At 67.6% G+C, this 16,998-nt stretch carries 15 protein-coding genes; 6 read left to right on the top strand and 9 right to left on the bottom strand.

What is annotated here, in order from left to right; all coding sequences use genetic code 11:
- The first annotated feature begins 9 nt into the window (after positions 1-9).
- The 3 genes from leuS to holA all read left to right on the top strand — a co-directional run bounded on the left by leuS (position 10) and on the right by holA (position 4,377).
- Positions 10-2,658 carry a leucine--tRNA ligase gene (gene leuS / locus BLR95_RS12450; RefSeq protein ID WP_092620653.1) on the top strand — a complete coding sequence of 883 codons (2,649 nt, stop codon included), beginning with the start codon at positions 10-12 and terminating at the stop codon, positions 2,656-2,658.
- 23 nt (positions 2,659-2,681) lie between these two features.
- Positions 2,682-3,209, top strand: coding sequence for a hypothetical protein (locus BLR95_RS12445; protein ID WP_092620650.1), 528 nt, complete (start codon positions 2,682-2,684; stop codon positions 3,207-3,209).
- A gap of 136 nt (positions 3,210-3,345) precedes the next feature.
- On the top strand, positions 3,346-4,377 hold the full coding sequence (holA, locus tag BLR95_RS12440; RefSeq protein WP_092620647.1) for a DNA polymerase III subunit delta: 1,032 nt from the start codon (positions 3,346-3,348) through the stop codon (positions 4,375-4,377).
- Positions 4,378-4,381: 4 nt separating this feature from the next.
- Here the strand turns inward: holA and BLR95_RS12435 are convergent, their stop codons facing one another.
- The 7 genes from BLR95_RS12435 to BLR95_RS12405 are packed head-to-tail and all read right to left on the bottom strand — an operon-like array spanning position 4,382 to position 10,658.
- On the bottom strand, positions 4,382-5,347 hold the full coding sequence (locus BLR95_RS12435) for a ParB/RepB/Spo0J family partition protein (RefSeq protein ID WP_245689499.1): 966 nt from the start codon (positions 5,345-5,347) through the stop codon (positions 4,382-4,384).
- A gap of 14 nt (positions 5,348-5,361) precedes the next feature.
- Positions 5,362-6,177 carry a ParA family protein gene (locus BLR95_RS12430; RefSeq protein ID WP_092620641.1) on the bottom strand — a complete coding sequence of 272 codons (816 nt, stop codon included), beginning with the start codon at positions 6,175-6,177 and terminating at the stop codon, positions 5,362-5,364.
- Entirely contained in the window at positions 6,140-6,787 is a 648-nt protein-coding gene (gene rsmG, locus BLR95_RS12425) for a 16S rRNA (guanine(527)-N(7))-methyltransferase RsmG (RefSeq protein ID WP_092620638.1), read from the bottom strand. Before rsmG ends, BLR95_RS12430 begins: the two co-directional genes overlap by 38 nt.
- Positions 6,788-6,822: 35 nt before the next feature.
- The gene (gene mnmG, locus BLR95_RS12420) at positions 6,823-8,685 is read right to left on the bottom strand and encodes a tRNA uridine-5-carboxymethylaminomethyl(34) synthesis enzyme MnmG (RefSeq protein ID WP_092620635.1); all 1,863 of its coding nucleotides are present in this window, start codon (positions 8,683-8,685) and stop codon (positions 6,823-6,825) included.
- Between the two features lie 14 nt (positions 8,686-8,699).
- Positions 8,700-10,040 carry a tRNA uridine-5-carboxymethylaminomethyl(34) synthesis GTPase MnmE gene (gene mnmE / locus BLR95_RS12415; protein WP_092620632.1) on the bottom strand — a complete coding sequence of 447 codons (1,341 nt, stop codon included), beginning with the start codon at positions 10,038-10,040 and terminating at the stop codon, positions 8,700-8,702.
- Positions 10,037-10,390 carry a (2Fe-2S) ferredoxin domain-containing protein gene (locus BLR95_RS12410; protein ID WP_092620629.1) on the bottom strand — a complete coding sequence of 118 codons (354 nt, stop codon included), beginning with the start codon at positions 10,388-10,390 and terminating at the stop codon, positions 10,037-10,039. The genes mnmE and BLR95_RS12410 overlap by 4 nt, the downstream gene beginning before the upstream one ends.
- Before the next feature lie 7 nt (positions 10,391-10,397).
- Positions 10,398-10,658 (bottom strand): DUF6489 family protein, encoded by a 261-nt coding sequence (locus BLR95_RS12405; RefSeq protein ID WP_092620626.1) that lies wholly within the window; start codon positions 10,656-10,658, stop codon positions 10,398-10,400.
- Positions 10,659-10,818: 160 nt separating this feature from the next.
- On the opposite strand from BLR95_RS12405, the gene BLR95_RS12400 reads away from it, so the two are divergent.
- From BLR95_RS12400 to BLR95_RS12390, 3 genes are read left to right on the top strand one after another with little or no spacing between them, the layout of a single operon-like run.
- On the top strand, positions 10,819-12,849 hold the full coding sequence (locus BLR95_RS12400) for a thioredoxin domain-containing protein (RefSeq protein ID WP_092620623.1): 2,031 nt from the start codon (positions 10,819-10,821) through the stop codon (positions 12,847-12,849).
- Between the two features lie 30 nt (positions 12,850-12,879).
- Positions 12,880-13,350, top strand: coding sequence for a methylated-DNA--[protein]-cysteine S-methyltransferase (locus BLR95_RS12395; RefSeq protein WP_092620620.1), 471 nt, complete (start codon positions 12,880-12,882; stop codon positions 13,348-13,350).
- A gap of 30 nt (positions 13,351-13,380) precedes the next feature.
- On the top strand, positions 13,381-14,358 hold the full coding sequence (locus tag BLR95_RS12390; protein WP_092620618.1) for a quinone oxidoreductase family protein: 978 nt from the start codon (positions 13,381-13,383) through the stop codon (positions 14,356-14,358).
- 141 nt (positions 14,359-14,499) lie between these two features.
- Here BLR95_RS12390 and rho read toward each other — a convergent pair whose 3' ends face one another.
- Both rho and rph read right to left on the bottom strand, forming a co-directional pair.
- The gene (gene rho / locus BLR95_RS12385) at positions 14,500-15,756 is read right to left on the bottom strand and encodes a transcription termination factor Rho (protein ID WP_092620615.1); all 1,257 of its coding nucleotides are present in this window, start codon (positions 15,754-15,756) and stop codon (positions 14,500-14,502) included.
- Between the two features lie 372 nt (positions 15,757-16,128).
- On the bottom strand, positions 16,129-16,854 hold the full coding sequence (rph, locus tag BLR95_RS12380) for a ribonuclease PH (protein ID WP_092620612.1): 726 nt from the start codon (positions 16,852-16,854) through the stop codon (positions 16,129-16,131).
- Between the last annotated feature and the right edge of the window lie 144 nt (positions 16,855-16,998).

The following is a 16,998-nucleotide window of genomic DNA, read 5'->3' as shown; positions in this document are numbered from 1 at the left end:
GTTCAAACGATGTCCGCTCCCGCTGCTTCCGCCCCCACCGGCCCCGGCAAAACGGCCGGCCGCTACAACTTCCGCCACAGCGAGCCCCACTGGCAGGAGCGCTGGGAGGCCGAGAAGTGCTTCCAGTCCGACCCCAACGGCGACGGCCTGCCGGCCAAGGCGGACAGCCGGCCCAAGTACTACGTGCTGGAGATGTTCCCCTACCCCTCCGGGCGCATCCACATGGGCCACGTGCGCAACTACACCATGGGCGACGTGGTCGCCCGCTTCCGTCGCGCCCAGGGCTATAACGTGCTGCACCCGATGGGCTGGGACGCCTTCGGCCTGCCGGCCGAGAACGCCGCCATCGAACGCGGCGTCCACCCCGGCCAGTGGACCCGACGCAACATCGCCGACATGCGCCAGCAGTTCCGCCCGCTCGGCCTGTCCATCGACTGGGACCGCGAACTGTCCACCTGCGAGCCCGAGTACTATCGCCACGAACAGGCGATGTTCCTCGACTTCATGGACAAGGGCCTGGTCTACCGCAAGGAATCGACCGTCAACTGGGACCCGGTGGATCACACCGTGCTGGCCAACGAGCAGGTCATCGACGGCAAGGGCTGGCGCACCGGGGCGCCGGTGGAACGCCGCAAGCTGGCCCAGTGGTTCCTGAAGATCACCCACTACGCCGAGGAACTGCTGAGCGCCCTGGAAACCCTGGATCGCTGGCCGGACAAGGTGCGGCTGATGCAGCACAACTGGATCGGCCGCTCGGAAGGGGCCCGGGTGTTCTTCCCGCTGGCCGGGCGCGACGACCGGCTGGAGGTCTTCACCACCCGCCCCGACACCCTTTATGGGGCCAGCTTCTGCGCCATCTCGGCCCAGCACCCGCTGGCCGCCGAGATCGCCGAGACCAATCCCGAGGCAGCCGCCTTCATCGCCGACTGCGCCCGCCTGGGGACCAGCGAGGAAGCCATCGAAAAGGCCGAGAAGAAGGGCTTCTTCACCGGCCTCGAGGCGGTCCACCCGCTGGACCCCGAATGGCGCCTGCCGGTCTACATCGCCAACTTCGTGCTGATGGAATACGGCACCGGAGCAATCTTCGGCTGTCCGGCCCACGACCAGCGCGACTTCGATTTCGCCCGCCGCCTCGGCCTGCCGATTCGCGCCGTGGTGGCGCCCCGGGACGCCGACCCGGTGGCCTTCGCGGCCGAGCTGGAAGCCGGCTCGGAAGCCTTCACCGGCGACGGCGTGGCGATCAATTCGGGCTTCCTCGACGGCCTGGGCGTCGCCGAGGCCAAGCGGGCCGTCATCGATCGTCTGGCCGAAAGCGCCCTGGGCGAAGGCACCGTGCAGTTCCGGCTGCGCGACTGGGGAGTGTCGCGGCAGCGCTACTGGGGCTGCCCGATCCCGGTCATCCACTGCCCGACCTGCGGCGCCGTGCCGGTGCCGCGCGATCAGCTGCCGGTGACCCTGCCCGAGGACGTGGAGTTCGACCGCCCGGGCAATCCGCTGGACCGCCACCCGACCTGGGCCAAGGTGAGTTGCCCCAAGTGCGGCGGGGCGGCGCGGCGCGAGACCGACACGCTGGACACCTTCTTCGAATCAAGCTGGTATTTCGCCCGGTTCTGCTCGCCAAAGGTCGAGGGGCAGGCCTTCAACCGGGCCGCCGTGGACTACTGGCTGCCGGTCGATCAGTACATCGGCGGCATCGAACACGCCGTGCTGCACCTTCTCTATTCGCGGTTCTTCACCCGGGCGCTGAAGGATTGCGGCTATCTGGGTCTCGAGGAGCCGTTCAAGGGCCTGTTCACCCAGGGCATGATCTGCCACGAAACCTACAAGGACGCCGACGGCCGCTGGCTGAGCCCCGACCAGGTGACGCGCGGCGAGGACGGGGCCCTGGTCCACCGCACCGAGGGCACCCCGGTCAGCGCCGGCCGCTCGGAAAAAATGAGCAAGTCCAAGCGCAACACGATCGATCCGGCGGCCATCATCGAGGCCTACGGGGCCGACGCGGCGCGCCTGTTCATGCTCTCCGACAGCCCACCCGAGCGCGACCTGGACTGGACCGATTCGGGCATCGAGGGGGCTTGGCGTTACCTCAATCGCCTGTGGCGGCTGGCCGCCGAGCCGGCCACTCCCCTGCCCGCGCCGAACGCCCCGCGCCCGGACGACCTGGGGGATGGTCTGCCGCTGATGCGCGCCCTGCACAAGACCATCGCCGGGGTGAGCGACGACCTGGACCGCCTGCGCTTCAACACCGCGGTGGCCCGCCTGCGCGAATTCACCAACGCCTACGAAGCCTTCGACGCGGCCGGCGACGGGCCCGACTGGGTGCGCCGCCACGCCCTGGAAACCCTGGCCCGCCTGTGGGAGCCGATGATCCCCCATCTGGCCGAGGAGTTGTGGTCGCTGCTGGGTCACGAGAGGCTGCTGATCCACACCGACTGGCCGACCCACGATCCGGCCCTGCTGGTGGACGACACCGTGACCCTGGCGGTGCAGGTGAACGGCAAGCTGCGCGGCCAGCTCGACGTGGCCCGCGATGCCGACCGCCAGACCATCGAGGCGGCCGCCCTGGCCCTGCCCAACGTAACCGCCCAGACCGCCGGCAAGACGGTGCGCAAGGTGATCGTGGTGCCGGGGCGGATCGTCAACGTGGTCGCCAACTAGCGCGACGAACAGGAGGGGCGGCTTTGCTGCATCCGCGCACGGCCCTGAAGATCGCCTGCCTGGGATTGGCCCTGCTGTTGCCCGGGGCCTGCGGCTACCAGCCGCTGCTCGCCAACCGCGGCGCCCACGCCCCGGTGCCCGGCGGCTTGGCGCAGCTGAGCATCGCGCCCATTGAGGAGCGCGAGGGTCAGCTTCTGCACGGCCATCTGGAACGCCTGCTTTTGCCCCCCCCCTCGGCGCGCCAGTCGGTGGGACGCTTCCGCCTGGAAATCACCCAGCTGACCGACACCATCACCCGCACCGTGACCGACCCCGACGGCACTTATTCCCTGAACGAAATGACCGTGGGAGCGAGCATGAACCTGAACGATCAGGGTGCCACGCTCTTTTCGGACCGGGTTGAGGTGCGCGTCAACTACAGCGTCGTGGACGATCAATACGCTGTCGTAACAAGTCGGGAAAACGCCCTGGAACGTGCCCTGAATGAATTGGCGAACCTGATCGCCGTGCGCACCGCAAGCGCCTTGTCACGCCATCTCAGCTCAAGCTAGAGCGTGATGTGTGGTTGAGGCAACATACCCTCCAGAAGCTTGATATTGCGGCAAATCGTCGTCGCGATCCGTTCCGGATCGCTGGGGATTTGCTCTAAAGCCGGCTTCCCACGGTCTCCCGCCCAAAGGCGATGCCATGAAACTCGCCGCCCCCGCCATCAACGGCTTTCTGGCCAACCCCGACCCCAAGATCCGTCTGGTGCTGGTCTATGGCCCGGATCGTGGCCTGGTGGTCGAGCGGCTGGATGCCTTGACCCGGCGGGTGGCCGGCGACCGTCATGACCCTTTTCGGGTGGCTGAACTGGCGGCATCGGAGATCACCGCCGAACCGGCCCGGCTGTTCGACGAAGCGGCCGCGCAAGCCCTGACCGGTGGTCGGCGGGTGGTGCGGGTGGTCGAGGCCGGCGATTCGCTGGGCAAGCGCCTGGACGCCTTTCTCGACGACCCACCAGGCGATGCATTGATCCTGATTGAGGGTGGCGACCTGTCGCCCCGCTCCTCGCTGCGGGTTCTGGCCGAGAAACACCCCCTGGCCGCCGCCCTGCCCTGCTACGCCGATGAAGGGCGCACCCTGGAAACCGTCATCCGCGATACCCTGGCCGAGCACGGCTTGGGCATCGCTCCGGAGGCTCTGGAGTTACTGCACGGCCTTTTGGGGGGAGATCGCGCGCTGACCCGCGCCGAGTTGGAAAAGCTGGCCCTGCTGGCCGCCGATTCGCCGGGCGGCAAGGTGACCACGGCCGATGTGCTGGCCTCGGTGGGCGACAGTTCGGCCCTCGATGTGGAGCGCCTGGCCTTCGCCATCGCCGATGGCCGATTGGACGACAGCCAACAGGCCCTGCAACGGCTGTTCCAGCAGGGTCAGGCGCCGATCACCGTCCTGCGGGGGGTGGCCCGCCACTTCCAGCGGCTGCATCTGTGTGCCGGGCGGATCGGCCGCGGCACACCACCCGACAAGGCGATGGCCAGCCTGAAGCCGCCGGTGTTCTTCAAGCATCAGGCCGCCTTCCGCAACCAACTGCGCGCCTGGGATGAGCGCCGCGCCGCCCGCGCCCTGGCCCTGCTGACCGAAACCGAAGCCGCCTGCAAAACCACCGGCAATCCGGCCCAAACGTTGACGGCCCGGCTGGTGCTTCAGCTTGCTGCTTCGGTCGGGCGGCGGGGCTGAGCGATCAACCCGCTATATAGCCGCTGCCGTCGGGGGGGTTGAGGCGATGCAGGATGTCGTCGAGCTGCTCCAGGGTTTCGTAGTGCAGGGTCAGCGAGCCGCCTCGGCCACCGAAGGTGATTTCCACCTTCAGTCCCAGGAGGTTGGCCAGATCCCGCTCGAGCGCCACCGTGTCCGGATCCTTGTCGGAGCGGGCCGCGGCCTCGCCCTTGCCGGAGCGGGCCCGGCTTTGCACCGGCTGATCGGGTTTGCGCGCCGCCGCCTCGGTCTGGCGGACACTCATCTGTTTGCCCACCACCTGGCGAGCCAGCACCGAGGGGCTTTCCGCCCCCAACAGCGCCCGGGCATGGCCCATGCTGAGCCGACCGTCGCTGACCATTTCCTTGACGTCGTCGGGCAGGCCGAGAAGCCGCAACATGTTGGCCACATGACTGCGGCTTTTGCCGACCGCCTCGGCCAGTTGCTCCTGGGTGTGGGCGAACTCCGCCATCAGGCGGGCGTAGCCTTCCGCCTCCTCCAGTGGCGACAGGTCCTGGCGCTGCAGGTTCTCGACCAGCGCCACCTCCAGCACCTCGCGGTCGGAGAAGGTCCGGACCACCACGGGGACGTCGTGCAGCTGGGCTTCCTGGGCGGCCCGCCAGCGACGCTCGCCGGCAATGATCTCGAAGCCATCGTCGTTGGGGTCGGGGCGCACCAGGATCGGCTGCAACACGCCCCGGGCCCGCACGGACTCAACCAACTCGGCCATTGCGGCATCGTCGAAGCGACGGCGCGGCTGGAACGGGGAGGGCTTGAGCTGGCTGAGCGCAACCATCCGGTTGGGACGGTTGGCATCAGTGGGTGGAGTCGCCGAGTCTTCGGCCAACCCCGGCGCCGCCGCCGCCTCCAGGGCCTCGTCATCCTCGCCAAACAGGGCGGACAATCCTCGGCCCAGGTTGCGCCGCCGGGTGTTCGCGCTCTCGCTGCTCATTGCTGTCTCCCGGCTCATGCCGCCGCCTCCCGCTCGCGCTTCAAGACCTCGCCGGCAAGCATGACGTAGGCCTGGGCCCCGCGGCTGTTGAAGTCGTACAGCAGGACCGGCTTGCCGTGGGATGGCGCCTCCGACACCCGCACATTGCGGGGGATCACCGTGTCGTAGACCTTGGCCCCGAAGTAGGCCCGAACATCGCTGGCCACCATGTCGGAGAGGTTGTTGCGGGTGTCGAACATGGTCAGGACGATGCCCTGGATGTCGAGGCCGGGGTTGAAGACCTTCTTCACCCGCTCGATGGTCCGCACCAGATGGCTGATGCCCTCGAGGGCGAAGAACTCGCACTGGAGCGGCACCATCACCGCCTGCGCCGCGACCAGCGCATTGAGGGTGAGAAGGCCCAACGCCGGCGGACAATCAATCAGGACATAGTCGAAGCCCTGGCCGTGGCCCTTCAAGGCTTCCTTGAGGCGGAACTCACGCTCGCGGATCTGCACCAGCTCCAGTTCGGCGCCGGCCAGATCAACGCCGGAGGGAACCATCGCCAACCCGGGAATGCCGCTGGGGATGATCGCCTCGTCCAGCTCGGACTCGCCGAGCAGGACATGGTAGCTGTTGGTTCGCCGCTGGTTGCGGTCCAACCCCATGCCGGTGGAGGCATTGCCCTGGGGATCCAGGTCGATCACCAGCACCTTCTTGTTCACCGCCGCCAGGGCCGTGGCCAGATTGATGGCCGTGGTGGTCTTGCCGACGCCCCCCTTCTGGTTGGCGATGGCGATAATCCGTGGGCCCTCAGCCGGGCGGTTGGAACGGGGAGGAGACATCTCCATGGGGCGCGACCTCGTGCAGGAGCAGGATGGTGCCTTGCGAATCGGTCCGGCTGGGCACCCTGTCAAAGCGCATGATCCACATTTTGTGGGCTTCGGTCAATTCGCGCTCTACATCTCGCCCCTTTGGAAAGACGCACAAGGTGCCGGAATGGCGGATTCCCGCGCTTAGGGCGAGCAGTCGATCCAGGGGGGCCAAGGCCCGCGCGACCACTGTCTGCGCTTTCGGTTCGCTCATGCCCTCCACCCGCCGGGTGTGGATGGTGGCCGAAACATCAAGGATTCGCGCCGATTCCCTCAAGAAAGCGGCCTTGCGCGAATCGGATTCGACAAGGTGGACGTCGTCCACGCCGGCAATGGCCAGAATGAGCCCCGGAAGCCCCGCCCCGGCCCCCATATCGATCAAGGGTCCCGGGCGGCTGCCGATCAGGGGGACGAGTTGCCAGCAGTCCAGGATGTGACGGTGCCAGATTTCGCGTAACGTCCGCGGACCGACAAGATTGATGCGCCGTTGCCACTGGCCGAGTGTCTCCACGTAGAGCCTGAGGCGATCGAGTGTTTCACGTGAAACACCGGTGGCCTCGGCGAACTGGTCGGGGCCCCAGTCAGTCATTGGGGGAGTCCTCATGTTTCACGTGGAACATTCCGTCAGGCCGCACGGCCTTTCTTGACGTATCGCAGCAATGCGGTGAGTGCCGCCGGTGTCATTCCGGGCAATCGGGCTGCCGCGCCCAGGGTCGCCGGTCGCGCCGCCGAGAGCTTGGTTCGCAACTCTGTCGATAGGCTGCCAACCTGGCTGTAATCGAGGCTGTCAGGCAGTGCCAGCGCCTCGTCCCGCTCATAGGCCCGAATGTCGCTTTCCTGGCGAGCCAGATAGCCCCGATAGCGCGCATCGGTGCGAACAACCTCCGTCAACACCCGAGGCGTGGGCGCCAGGTCCGGCCATGCCCGCACAACCTCCTCCCACCGCGCCTCCGGCAGCCCGAGGAGGGTCAGCCCATCTCGTCGTTGTCCGTCATCGTTCACCACAAATCCGGCCTGTCGCGCTTCGCTGGGTGTGAGGTTTCGGTTCGACAGCAGCCGCGTCAAGGCCTCCACTGCGGCCACCTTATCCGCGGTCACGCGGGCACGCTCACTGCCGACCACACCCAGTTCGACCCCAAGAGCCGTCAGCCTGCGATCCGCGTTGTCCGCCCGCAGATGCAGCCGATATTCGGCGCGGGAGGTGAACATTCGATAGGGCTCATCGACCCCCCGGGTGACGAGGTCGTCAATCATCACCCCGAGGTAAGACTCGGTGCGACGGGGAACCCAAGGCGGCGAGTCACCAACCCGCCGCGCCGCATTGAGCCCAGCCACCAGCCCGAGCCCCGCAGCCTCCTCGTACCCCGTCGTGCCGATCACCTGCCCGGCCAGGAACAGACCCGGCACTTGACGAACCTCCAGGGACGGCCTTAGGGCGCGCGGATCGACCATATCGTATTCAATCGCGTACCCGGGGCGAAGCACCTCAACCTTCTCCAAACCCGGCAGGGTTCGCAGGAACGCCGTCTGGACATCCGCCGGCAGCGATGTGGAGACCCCATTCGGATAGACCGTGGGGTCATCCAGACCCTCCGGCTCAAGAAAGACCTGATGGCGCTCCCGGTCCGGGAATTTCACCACCTTGTCCTCGATGCTCGGGCAGTACCGCGGGCCGATGCCGGAGATTGCGCCGCCATACAGTGCGCTGCGCACCAGATTGGCGCGGATCAAGGCGTGGGTTGACGGTGTGGTATGGGTGATGTGGCAGGCCACTTGAGCCTGCCCGCCCAGCGTTCCCGGAAGGTAGGAAAAGGGCTCCGATGGTTCGTCACCAGACTGCGCGGCGAGGCCCCGATAGTCGATGGTTCGCCCATCCAGCCGCGCGGGCGTACCGGTCTTCAGCCGCCCCATGGGAAGCTTCAGTGCCGCCAGTGACCGCCCCAGATGATCGGCCGCCGGGTCGCCCAATCGGCCACCCGGCTCCGCCTTGTCACCAACATGCATGACTCCGCGCAGAAAGGTGCCGGCCGTCAGGACCACCGCACCGGCTTTCAGTTCCCGGCCATCGCTCAGACAGACCCCTGTGATCGCCCCCTCGCCCGAGCGTCGAAGCCCAACAACCGCTTCCTCCATCACCGTGAGATTTGACTGTTCGGCCAACAGGCGCCGCATCGCCGAGCGGTAGAGCCCCCGGTCGGCCTGGGCCCGTGGCCCCTGTACCGCGGGCCCCTTCGAGCGATTGAGCACCCGGAACTGGATGCCCGCCTGGTCGATGGCGCGCCCCATCAAACCATCCAGGGCATCCACTTCCCGCACCAGGTGGCCTTTCCCCAGCCCTCCAATGGCCGGGTTGCAGGACAGCGCCCCCACGTCGTTCCAGGAATGGGTGATCAGAAGTGTCCGGGCACCATGGCGCGCCGCCGCCGCGCCGGCTTCGCAGCCCGCATGCCCGCCGCCGATCACGATCACATCCCACAGAACAGCCATCGGACTGCCTTGCCCTACTTCCCAATACAAAACCCGCTGAAGATGCGGTCCAGAACATCTTCCACATCAACCCGGCCTGCGATCCGCCCAAGATGGCGGGCCGCCAAGCGAACATCCTCGGTCACCAGTTCCGGAGCTGTCGCCATGTCTCCGCCCAATGCCCGCGCCAGAGCCGACGCGGCTTGCTCCAGGGCATCCCGGTGTCGCAGGCGTGTCACCGGGGCCGCGACAACGGTGTCGGCATAACGCGCGGCGACCGTTTGCGCCAGCACCTCCTCGAAACGGTCGAGGCCCTTCCCGCTTCGCACCGACACCGGGATGGCCGGTTGCCCGGCAACGACCGCCGGCACCCTTTCCAGAAGGTCCACTTTGTTCACAAGCACCAGATCAGCCGCCGCCGCATGTCGTTCAAGGTCTGCCGACAGTTCGCCAATCTCCGGGCCGGAGAGCACCATGACCGACAGGTCCGCCGCCGCCGCACGGTCCAACGCTCGGCGCACGCCCTCTTTCTCGACCGTGTCCGTCGTCTCGCGCAGACCCGCCGTGTCGCACAGGGTGATGGCGAACCCGCCCAGATCCAGGCTGACCTCGATTACATCCCGCGTCGTGCCCGGCGAGTCGGCAACGATGGCCACCTCGCGGCGAGCCAAGGCGTTGACCAGGGACGACTTGCCGGCGTTCGGCGGACCAACCACCGCCACCTCGATCCCCTCCCGAATCCGCTCGCCACGGTGCCCGGCAGCCAACTCTTCCGTGATTTCGCCGAGCAGCCTGGTCAGCGGATCAGCAACCGCCGGCGACGACGCCTCAACCTCGGCCTCGTCCGAAAAGTCGAGGTGAGCCTCCATGTCGGCCAACACACCGAGGACGACCTCCCGCCACGCTTCGCTGCGCGCCGACAGGCCGCCGTCCAATTGACGCAAGGCTTGTCGTCGCTGGGCCTCGGTCTCGGCGGCGACCAGATCGGCCACCGCCTCGGCCTGGGTGAGGTCCAACCGCCCGGCCTCGAAGGCGCGTCGCGTAAAGGCGCCCGGCTCGGCCGGGGTAACGCCGGGCATGCTGGCCAAGGCACCAAGGACCGCCCGCCGAACCGCCCGCCCACCATGGACGTGCAACTCCACGACATCCTCGCCGGTGTAGCTGTTCGGACCGGGAAAAAACAGCACCAGAGCATGATCCAGCGTCTGCCCATCCTCGCCCTTCAGATGGCGCAGGGCCGCTTTTCGCGGTTCTGGTACCGAAGCGCCCAGACGACCCAGCGTCTGCCGCGCCTGTGGGCCGGAGATGCGGATCACCGCCAGGGCCCCGGCCCCGGATGGCGTGGCCTCGGCAAATATGGTGGCCGCCCGGGTCACTCCGTCCCCGGATCGCCCTGATCGAGCATCAGCGACCGTGCCCGGCCCTTGGCAACCAGGTGCTGCTCGATAATCGCATCCATCTCGGCCGGCGACGTGCAGCGGTACCAGATCCCCTCCGGATACACCACCAGAACCGGACCGGATTCGCAACGATCCAGACAGGCCGAGGAGTTGACCCGCACTCCGGTCAGGCCGAGTTCTTTCACTCTTGCCTTCATGTGGTCCCGCAGGGCAGCCGAGCCCGCCGCCCCGCAAGAGGGCCGGCTGTGACCTTCCGGCCGGACATTGGTGCAGCAGAAGATATGCAGATCGTAGTAAAGGGGCGGATCGTCCGGGTGCCGGGACACTGCGCTCTCACTCCTCGTCGCGCCGAGTCTGCCCACCGAATTGGGCCGACATCTGCGACCAGAACAGCTTCTGAAACTGGTCCAGGCTATGAACCTGGGTCGGCAGCCAGGTCTTGAACAAGGTTTCGGGATCCATCGCTGACAGGCTATGCATCAGCCGCGCCTGAACCTCGTCCATGAGCGCTGTCTGCATGGGTTGCACGTCCGGCAGACCCAGGAAGGTGCGCGCCTCTTCCGGCGTGCAGTCGATGTCGATGGTGAACTTCATGGCGGCCCATTTTCCAAGCCATCGCCGCCCCTTGCGGGGGCCGAGCGGGGCTCCAAAGTAAGTCAGGTTCGCCGCCGAGGCAACGTTCGCCCGGGCCTGGTCCGCCATCCGGCGCGGCGCTGCCAAGCCAATCCGCCCGCTCCCGAGGACCCGGCACCCCATGTCCAATCGTCTGGCCGCAGAGACCAGCCCTTACCTGCTTCAGCATCGGGACAACCCGGTCCACTGGCACCCCTGGGATGCCACCGCCCTGGCCGAAGCCCGGCGCCTAAACCGGCCAATCCTGCTGTCGGTCGGCTATGCCGCCTGCCACTGGTGCCACGTAATGGCCCATGAGAGCTTCGAGGATTCCCAGATCGCCGGGCTGATGAATGATCTGTTCGTCAACATCAAGGTTGATCGGGAGGAACGACCCGATCTCGACGCCATCTACCAACGCGCCCTGGCCATGATGGAGCAACCCGGAGGCTGGCCCCTGACCATGTTCCTGACGCCGGATGGGCGGCCCTTCTGGGGTGGCACCTACTTTCCCCGGCAGGCCCGCTTCGGGCGCCCGGGCTTCGCCTCGGTGCTGCGGGAGATCGCCCGCATCTATCGGGACTCGCCAGACAAGGTGGCGCACAATGCCGCGGCGCTGACCGACGCCCTGACCAGGCGGGCCCACGAAGTCGGCAACTCGGCCGAGGAATTGAACCTCTGCCCCGACCTGTTGCGCCAGGCCGCGGACGGCCTGCTGCCCCATATCGACCCGATCCACGGCGGCCTGGCCGGCGCCCCCAAGTTCCCCATGCCCCATGTCTTCGGCTTCCTGTGGCGGATGTATCTGCGCCAGGGCAATGCTGACCTGGCCCGTGCCGTGCTGACCACCCTGGACAACATCTGCCAGGGCGGCATCTACGATCACCTCGGCGGCGGGTTCGCGCGCTACGCCACCGACGAGATCTGGCTCGTCCCCCATTTCGAGAAAATGCTCTACGACAACGCCCTGATGATCGAGGTGCTGGGAACCGTCTGGGCAACCACCGGCAGCCCCCTGTATGCCGCCCGGGTTGCCGAAACCGTCGACTGGCTGACCCGCGAGATGCTCACCGACTCCGGCACCTTCGCCGCCGCCCTCGACGCCGACAGCGAGGGCGAGGAGGGACGTTTCTACGTCTGGAACGCCGCCGAGATCGACCGGGCGCTCGGTCCCCGGGCCGGCGCCTTCAAGACGGCCTATGATGTCTCCAGCCGCGGCAACTGGGAGGGCCGCAACATCCTGCGGCGCAACCACGGGCCCCTTTCGGAAGGACTTCGCCCGGGGGGAGTCGACCCCTACGCCGCCGACCGGGCACGCCTGCTGGAAATCCGGAACGGGCGGACACCGCCGGCCCGCGACGACAAGGTCCTGGCCGACTGGAACGGCCTGATGATCGCCGCCCTCACCCGGGCCGGTCTGATCTTCGAGCGGCCCGAGTGGATCGCCCTGGCGACACGGGCCTTCGACGGCGTCGTTCAGCTTTGTGGCCGCCCGGACAACCGCCTGGCCCACAGCTACCGGGCCGGGCGGGCCTCCGCCACGGCCACGCTCGATGACTACGCCAACATGGCGCGCGCCGCGCTGATGCTCCATCAGGCCACTGGCGAGGCCCGCTATCTGAATGCCGCCGAGGCATGGGTCGAGGTTGCCAACGCGGAGTTCTGGGACCCGCTGGACGGTGGATACTTCTTCACCGCCGCCGGCGCCGACGACCTGATCGCCCGGACCAAGACCATTGCCGACAACCCCGTGCCATGCGGCAACGGAACCCTGCTTCACGTCCTTGCCGCCCTGGCGCATCTGACCGGCAACGCGGTCCACGAGGACCGTGCCCGCCGACTGGTCGATGCCATGGGCACGGCGGCCCTGAAGCAGTTCCCCTTCTCGGTTACCTTCCTCACAGGGGTGTTGGCGCTGAACGCCCCGGTCGAGGCCATTCTCATCGGCGGCACCCCGGAAGATCGGGCACACCTGCACCGCCGCGTGCTCACCCGGGTGCCGGAAGCCCTGATTCTGAGCGGCACCGACCAGGCCCCCGTCCCCCCGAGCCACCCCGCCGCCGGTCGCACCGGCAACGGCCACGGCGTGACCGTTCACCTGTGCCGTGGCGGCACCTGCCAACCACCGCTACACTCCGTGGAAGCTCTGGACGCCGCCCTCGCCGGCGCCTGACCCCCCCGCCTCCTCGGAGCCAGCAAGGACATGCCCCACCTCAGTGTGTTCTCTCCCGTCGATCATCTGACCCTGCATGAAGAAGGCGGCCGCCTTGTCTCGCTTGACTGGGGCTGGGTTCCCGACGGCACCGAAACACCCCTGCTGACAGAAGCCCGCGCCCAATTGGAGGCCTACTTCGACGGTCGCCTCACGGCCTTCGACCTGCCCCTGGATCCAGGCGGCACAGCCTTTCAGCGGCGCGTCTGGGCGGCCATGAGCGAGATCCCCTGGGGCCAGACCCAAACCTATGGCGATCTGGCCGCCACCCTGCAAAGCTCGCCCCGCGCGGTCGGGGGCGCCTGCGGACGCAACCCCTTGCCGATCCTGATCCCCTGCCACCGCGTCCTGGCCCGAGACGGCCAGGCAGGGGGCTACTCCGGCGGTTGGGGTCTGGCCACCAAATACGAACTGCTGCGCCGGGAAGGAGTCCCCGGCCTCGACCCCAGCCGTTTTCAGTAAGGCCCGCCGTTTTCAGTAAGGATTGCACCCATGCCCCGTGCCATTCGCTTCCACCAGACCGGTGGCCCCGAGGTTCTTGCGCTGGAAGACACCCCGCTGCCGCCCATCGGGCCCGAGGATGTCCACCTGCGTCACCGGGCCATCGGCGTCAATTACATCGACACCTATCATCGCAGCGGCCTCTACCCACTCCCCGGTCTGCCCAGCGGCCTGGGGCTGGAGGGAGCCGGCGAGGTGGTCGCGGTCGGCGCCGCGGTGAGCGACCTTGCCCCCGGCGACCGGGTGGCCTACGGCACCGGCCCGCTTGGCGCCTATGCCGACGAGGTGGTGGTACCCGCCGCCAAGCTGGTCAAACTGCCGCCGCGCATCAACCACACCCAGGCCGCCGGCATGATGCTGCGCGGCATGACCGTGGCCTATCTGCTCACCCGCACCTTCCGGGTCGAAGCCGGGATGCCGGTTCTCGTCCATGCCGCCGCCGGGGGTGTCGGGCTGATCGCCGGGCAATGGCTGCGCCACCTTGGCGCCACACCCATCGGCACCGTGGGCAGCGCCGCCAAGGTGCCGCTGGCCGCCGCCCACGGCTATGCCCATGTCATCGACCTCAGCCAGGAAGACCTCAAGGCCCGCGTCCATGAGATCACCGACGGCGCCGGTGTCCCGGTGGTCTACGACGGCGTCGGCAAGGCCTTGTTCGAGGATTCCCTGGACTGCCTGGCCCGCCTTGGCACCATGGTCACCTTCGGCAACGCGTCTGGCGCCGTTCCTCCGCTTGACCCGCTGACCCTGACCAACAAGGGCTCGCTGTTCCTCACCCGTCCCAAGCTGATGGACTACACCGCCACCCGGGCCGAACTGGAAGGCCTGGCGCAGGCCCTGTTCCAGGTGGTCGAATCGGGCGCCGTGCGGATCGAGGTGGGTCAGACCTACCCGCTGGCCGAGGCGGCGCGCGCCCATGCCGACCTGGAGGGCCGCCGGACAACCGGCTCCACGATTCTGCTACCCTGACACCGCCGCCCCTGCTGTGGTGAACCACGCCTCCCACGGGGATGGATCGCGCCCGAGTGTTCCACGTGAAACATCGGCGTGCTCCCTCGGCACCCTCACTCCCTGAAAGTAAAAGGCCGCCTCTCCGGGCGGCCTTTTCTCTTATGTATTCATGCTTTCGAAGAAATCTTCGTTATTCTTCGTGTGCTTCATCTTATCGAGCAAGAACTCCATGGCATCCTGCACGCCCATGGGCATGAGAATCCGCCGCAGAACCCACATCTTAGAGAGCACATCCTTGCGGACCAGCAGTTCTTCCTTGCGGGTGCCAGAACGGGTGATGTCGATGGCCGGGAAGGTCCGCTTGTCCGACAGCTTGCGATCCAGGATCAGCTCCGAGTTGCCGGTGCCCTTGAACTCCTCGAAGATCACCTCGTCCATGCGCGACCCGGTATCGACCAGGGCGGTGGCACAGATGGTCAGCGAGCCGCCTTCCTCGATGTTCCGCGCCGCGCCGAAGAAGCGCTTCGGCCGCTGCAGGGCGTTGGCATCCACGCCACCGGTCAGCACCTTGCCCGAGCTCGGGACCACGGTGTTGTAGGCCCGGGCCAGACGGGTGATGGAGTCGAGCAGGATCACCACGTCCCGCTTGTGCTCGACCAGCCGCTTGGCCTTTTCGATCACCATTTCGGCCACCTGCACGTGGCGCGCCGCCGGCTCGTCGAAGGTCGAGGAAACCACCTCGCCGCGCACCGAGCGGGCCATGTCGGTCACCTCTTCCGGCCGCTCGTCGATGAGCAGGACGATCAGGTAGCACTCCGGGTGGTTGGTCGCGATGGAGTGGGCGATGTTCTGGAGAATCATCGTCTTGCCGGTACGCGGCGGGGCGGTGATCAGAGCGCGCTGCCCCTTGCCGATGGGGGTGATGAGGTCGATCACCCGGCCGGTGCGATCCCTGGTCGTCGGGTCGTCCAGCTCCAGACGCAGCCGCTGATCGGGATACAGCGGGGTCAGGTTGTCGAAGTTGATGCGGTGGCGCACCGCCTCCGGCGCCTCGAAGTTCACCGTGTTCAGCTTGAGCAGGGCGAAGTAGCGCTCGCCGTCCTTGGGAGCGCGGATTTCCCCTTCCACGGTGTCACCGGTGCGCAGGCCGAAGCGTCGCACCTGGCTTGGCGACACGTAGATGTCGTCTGGCCCGGGCAGGTAGTTGGCCTCGGGCGAGCGCAGGAAGCCGAAGCCATCCTGAAGGATCTCCAGCACCCCGCCGCCATAGATCGCGGTGTCGCGTTCCGCCAGGGCTTTCAGGATGGCGAACATCATGTCCTGCTTGCGCAGGCTGCTGGCGTTTTCGACCTCGAGTTCCTCGGCGAAGGCCAACAGGTCCGCCGGCGACTTCTGCTTCAACTGCTGCAACTGCATGGGAGAGGGAGTCCGTGAACGAAATGGGCCCCAAAAGGCCCGGGAGAGGGTGGCGGGAAGGAATCCCGGCGCCGATCCGGAACAGGCCTTGTCGAACGGCCAACTCGGCGTGGAAAAACAACCGGGAGGTGGGGCGGAGCGCCCCGAAAGGGGGGAGAAGCGGATCCGGACCTGGAATCTCCGCCGCGCCTTGGAATGGCGCCACGGCCGGTCGCCCTGGTGGACCGGGATCGGAGGGGGGGTGGTCGCGGAGTGTCGCTGATCAGGGAAGACAGGCCGGCGCGCCCGTTCACGCGGGGCGCCACGGCTCAACAGTTACCCAAGCCCCCGGGGTCCGTCAACCCCCGGACAGCATGGCGCGCCGTTTCCGGCTCAGGCCCGCGCCTTGGCCAGCGCCTCGGCCTGGGCCGCCACCAGCTCGGTGATGCCTTTGCGGGCCAGGGCAAACATGGCGTCGAAGGCGTCGGGCGCGAACGGGCTGTCCTCGGCCGTGCCCTGGATCTCGACAATCCCGCCCTGCCCGGCGAGCACGAAATTGGCATCGGCCTCGGCGTTGGAATCCTCGGCGTAATCCAGGTCGAGCACCGCCTGCCCCTGATACAGCCCGCAGGACACGGCGGCCACATGATCGCGCAGCGGATCGACGCTCAGGGTGCCGGCGGCGCGCAGGTGGTCTATGGCCAGGGCCAAAGCCACATACCCCCCGGTCACCGAGGCGGTGCGGGTGCCGCCATCGGCCTGCAGCACGTCGCAATCGACGGTGATCTGCACCTCGCCCAGCGCCTGGAGGTCGACCACGGCGCGCAGGCTGCGCCCGATCAGACGCTGGATTTCCTGGGTCCGACCGCTCTGCTTGCCGCGCGCCGCCTCGCGCGGGGTGCGGCTGCCGGTGGAGCGCGGCAACATGCCGTATTCGGCGGTCACCCAGCCGCGCCCCTGGCCCCGCAGCCACGGGGGCACGCGCTCTTCCACGCTGGCCAGGCAGAGCACCCGGGTCTCCCCGAAGCCGATCAGGCACGATCCCTCGGCATGGCGGTTGACGCCGGTTTCCAGGCTGACGGGGCGCAGTTGGTCGACGGCACGGCCGGACGGTCTCATGGCGGGGCTCGCTGGCAGGAAGGTGGGGGGTGCGGGCGGCGTATAGCGCGTCCGGGCGCTGGCGTCCAGGGTAACCGCCCAGGCCGACAGATTGACGGAACGGCCGCCGCGCCCTAACTCTCGGGACGCCGTTTTCCATCCCAG

This window comes from Roseospirillum parvum, assembly GCF_900100455.1.
In the GTDB taxonomy this organism is placed as follows: Bacteria; Pseudomonadota; Alphaproteobacteria; order Rhodospirillales; family Rhodospirillaceae; genus Roseospirillum; species Roseospirillum parvum.
The sequence above is the reverse complement of the archived record's forward strand: the minus strand, read 5'-3'. Positions and strand labels throughout refer to the sequence as shown.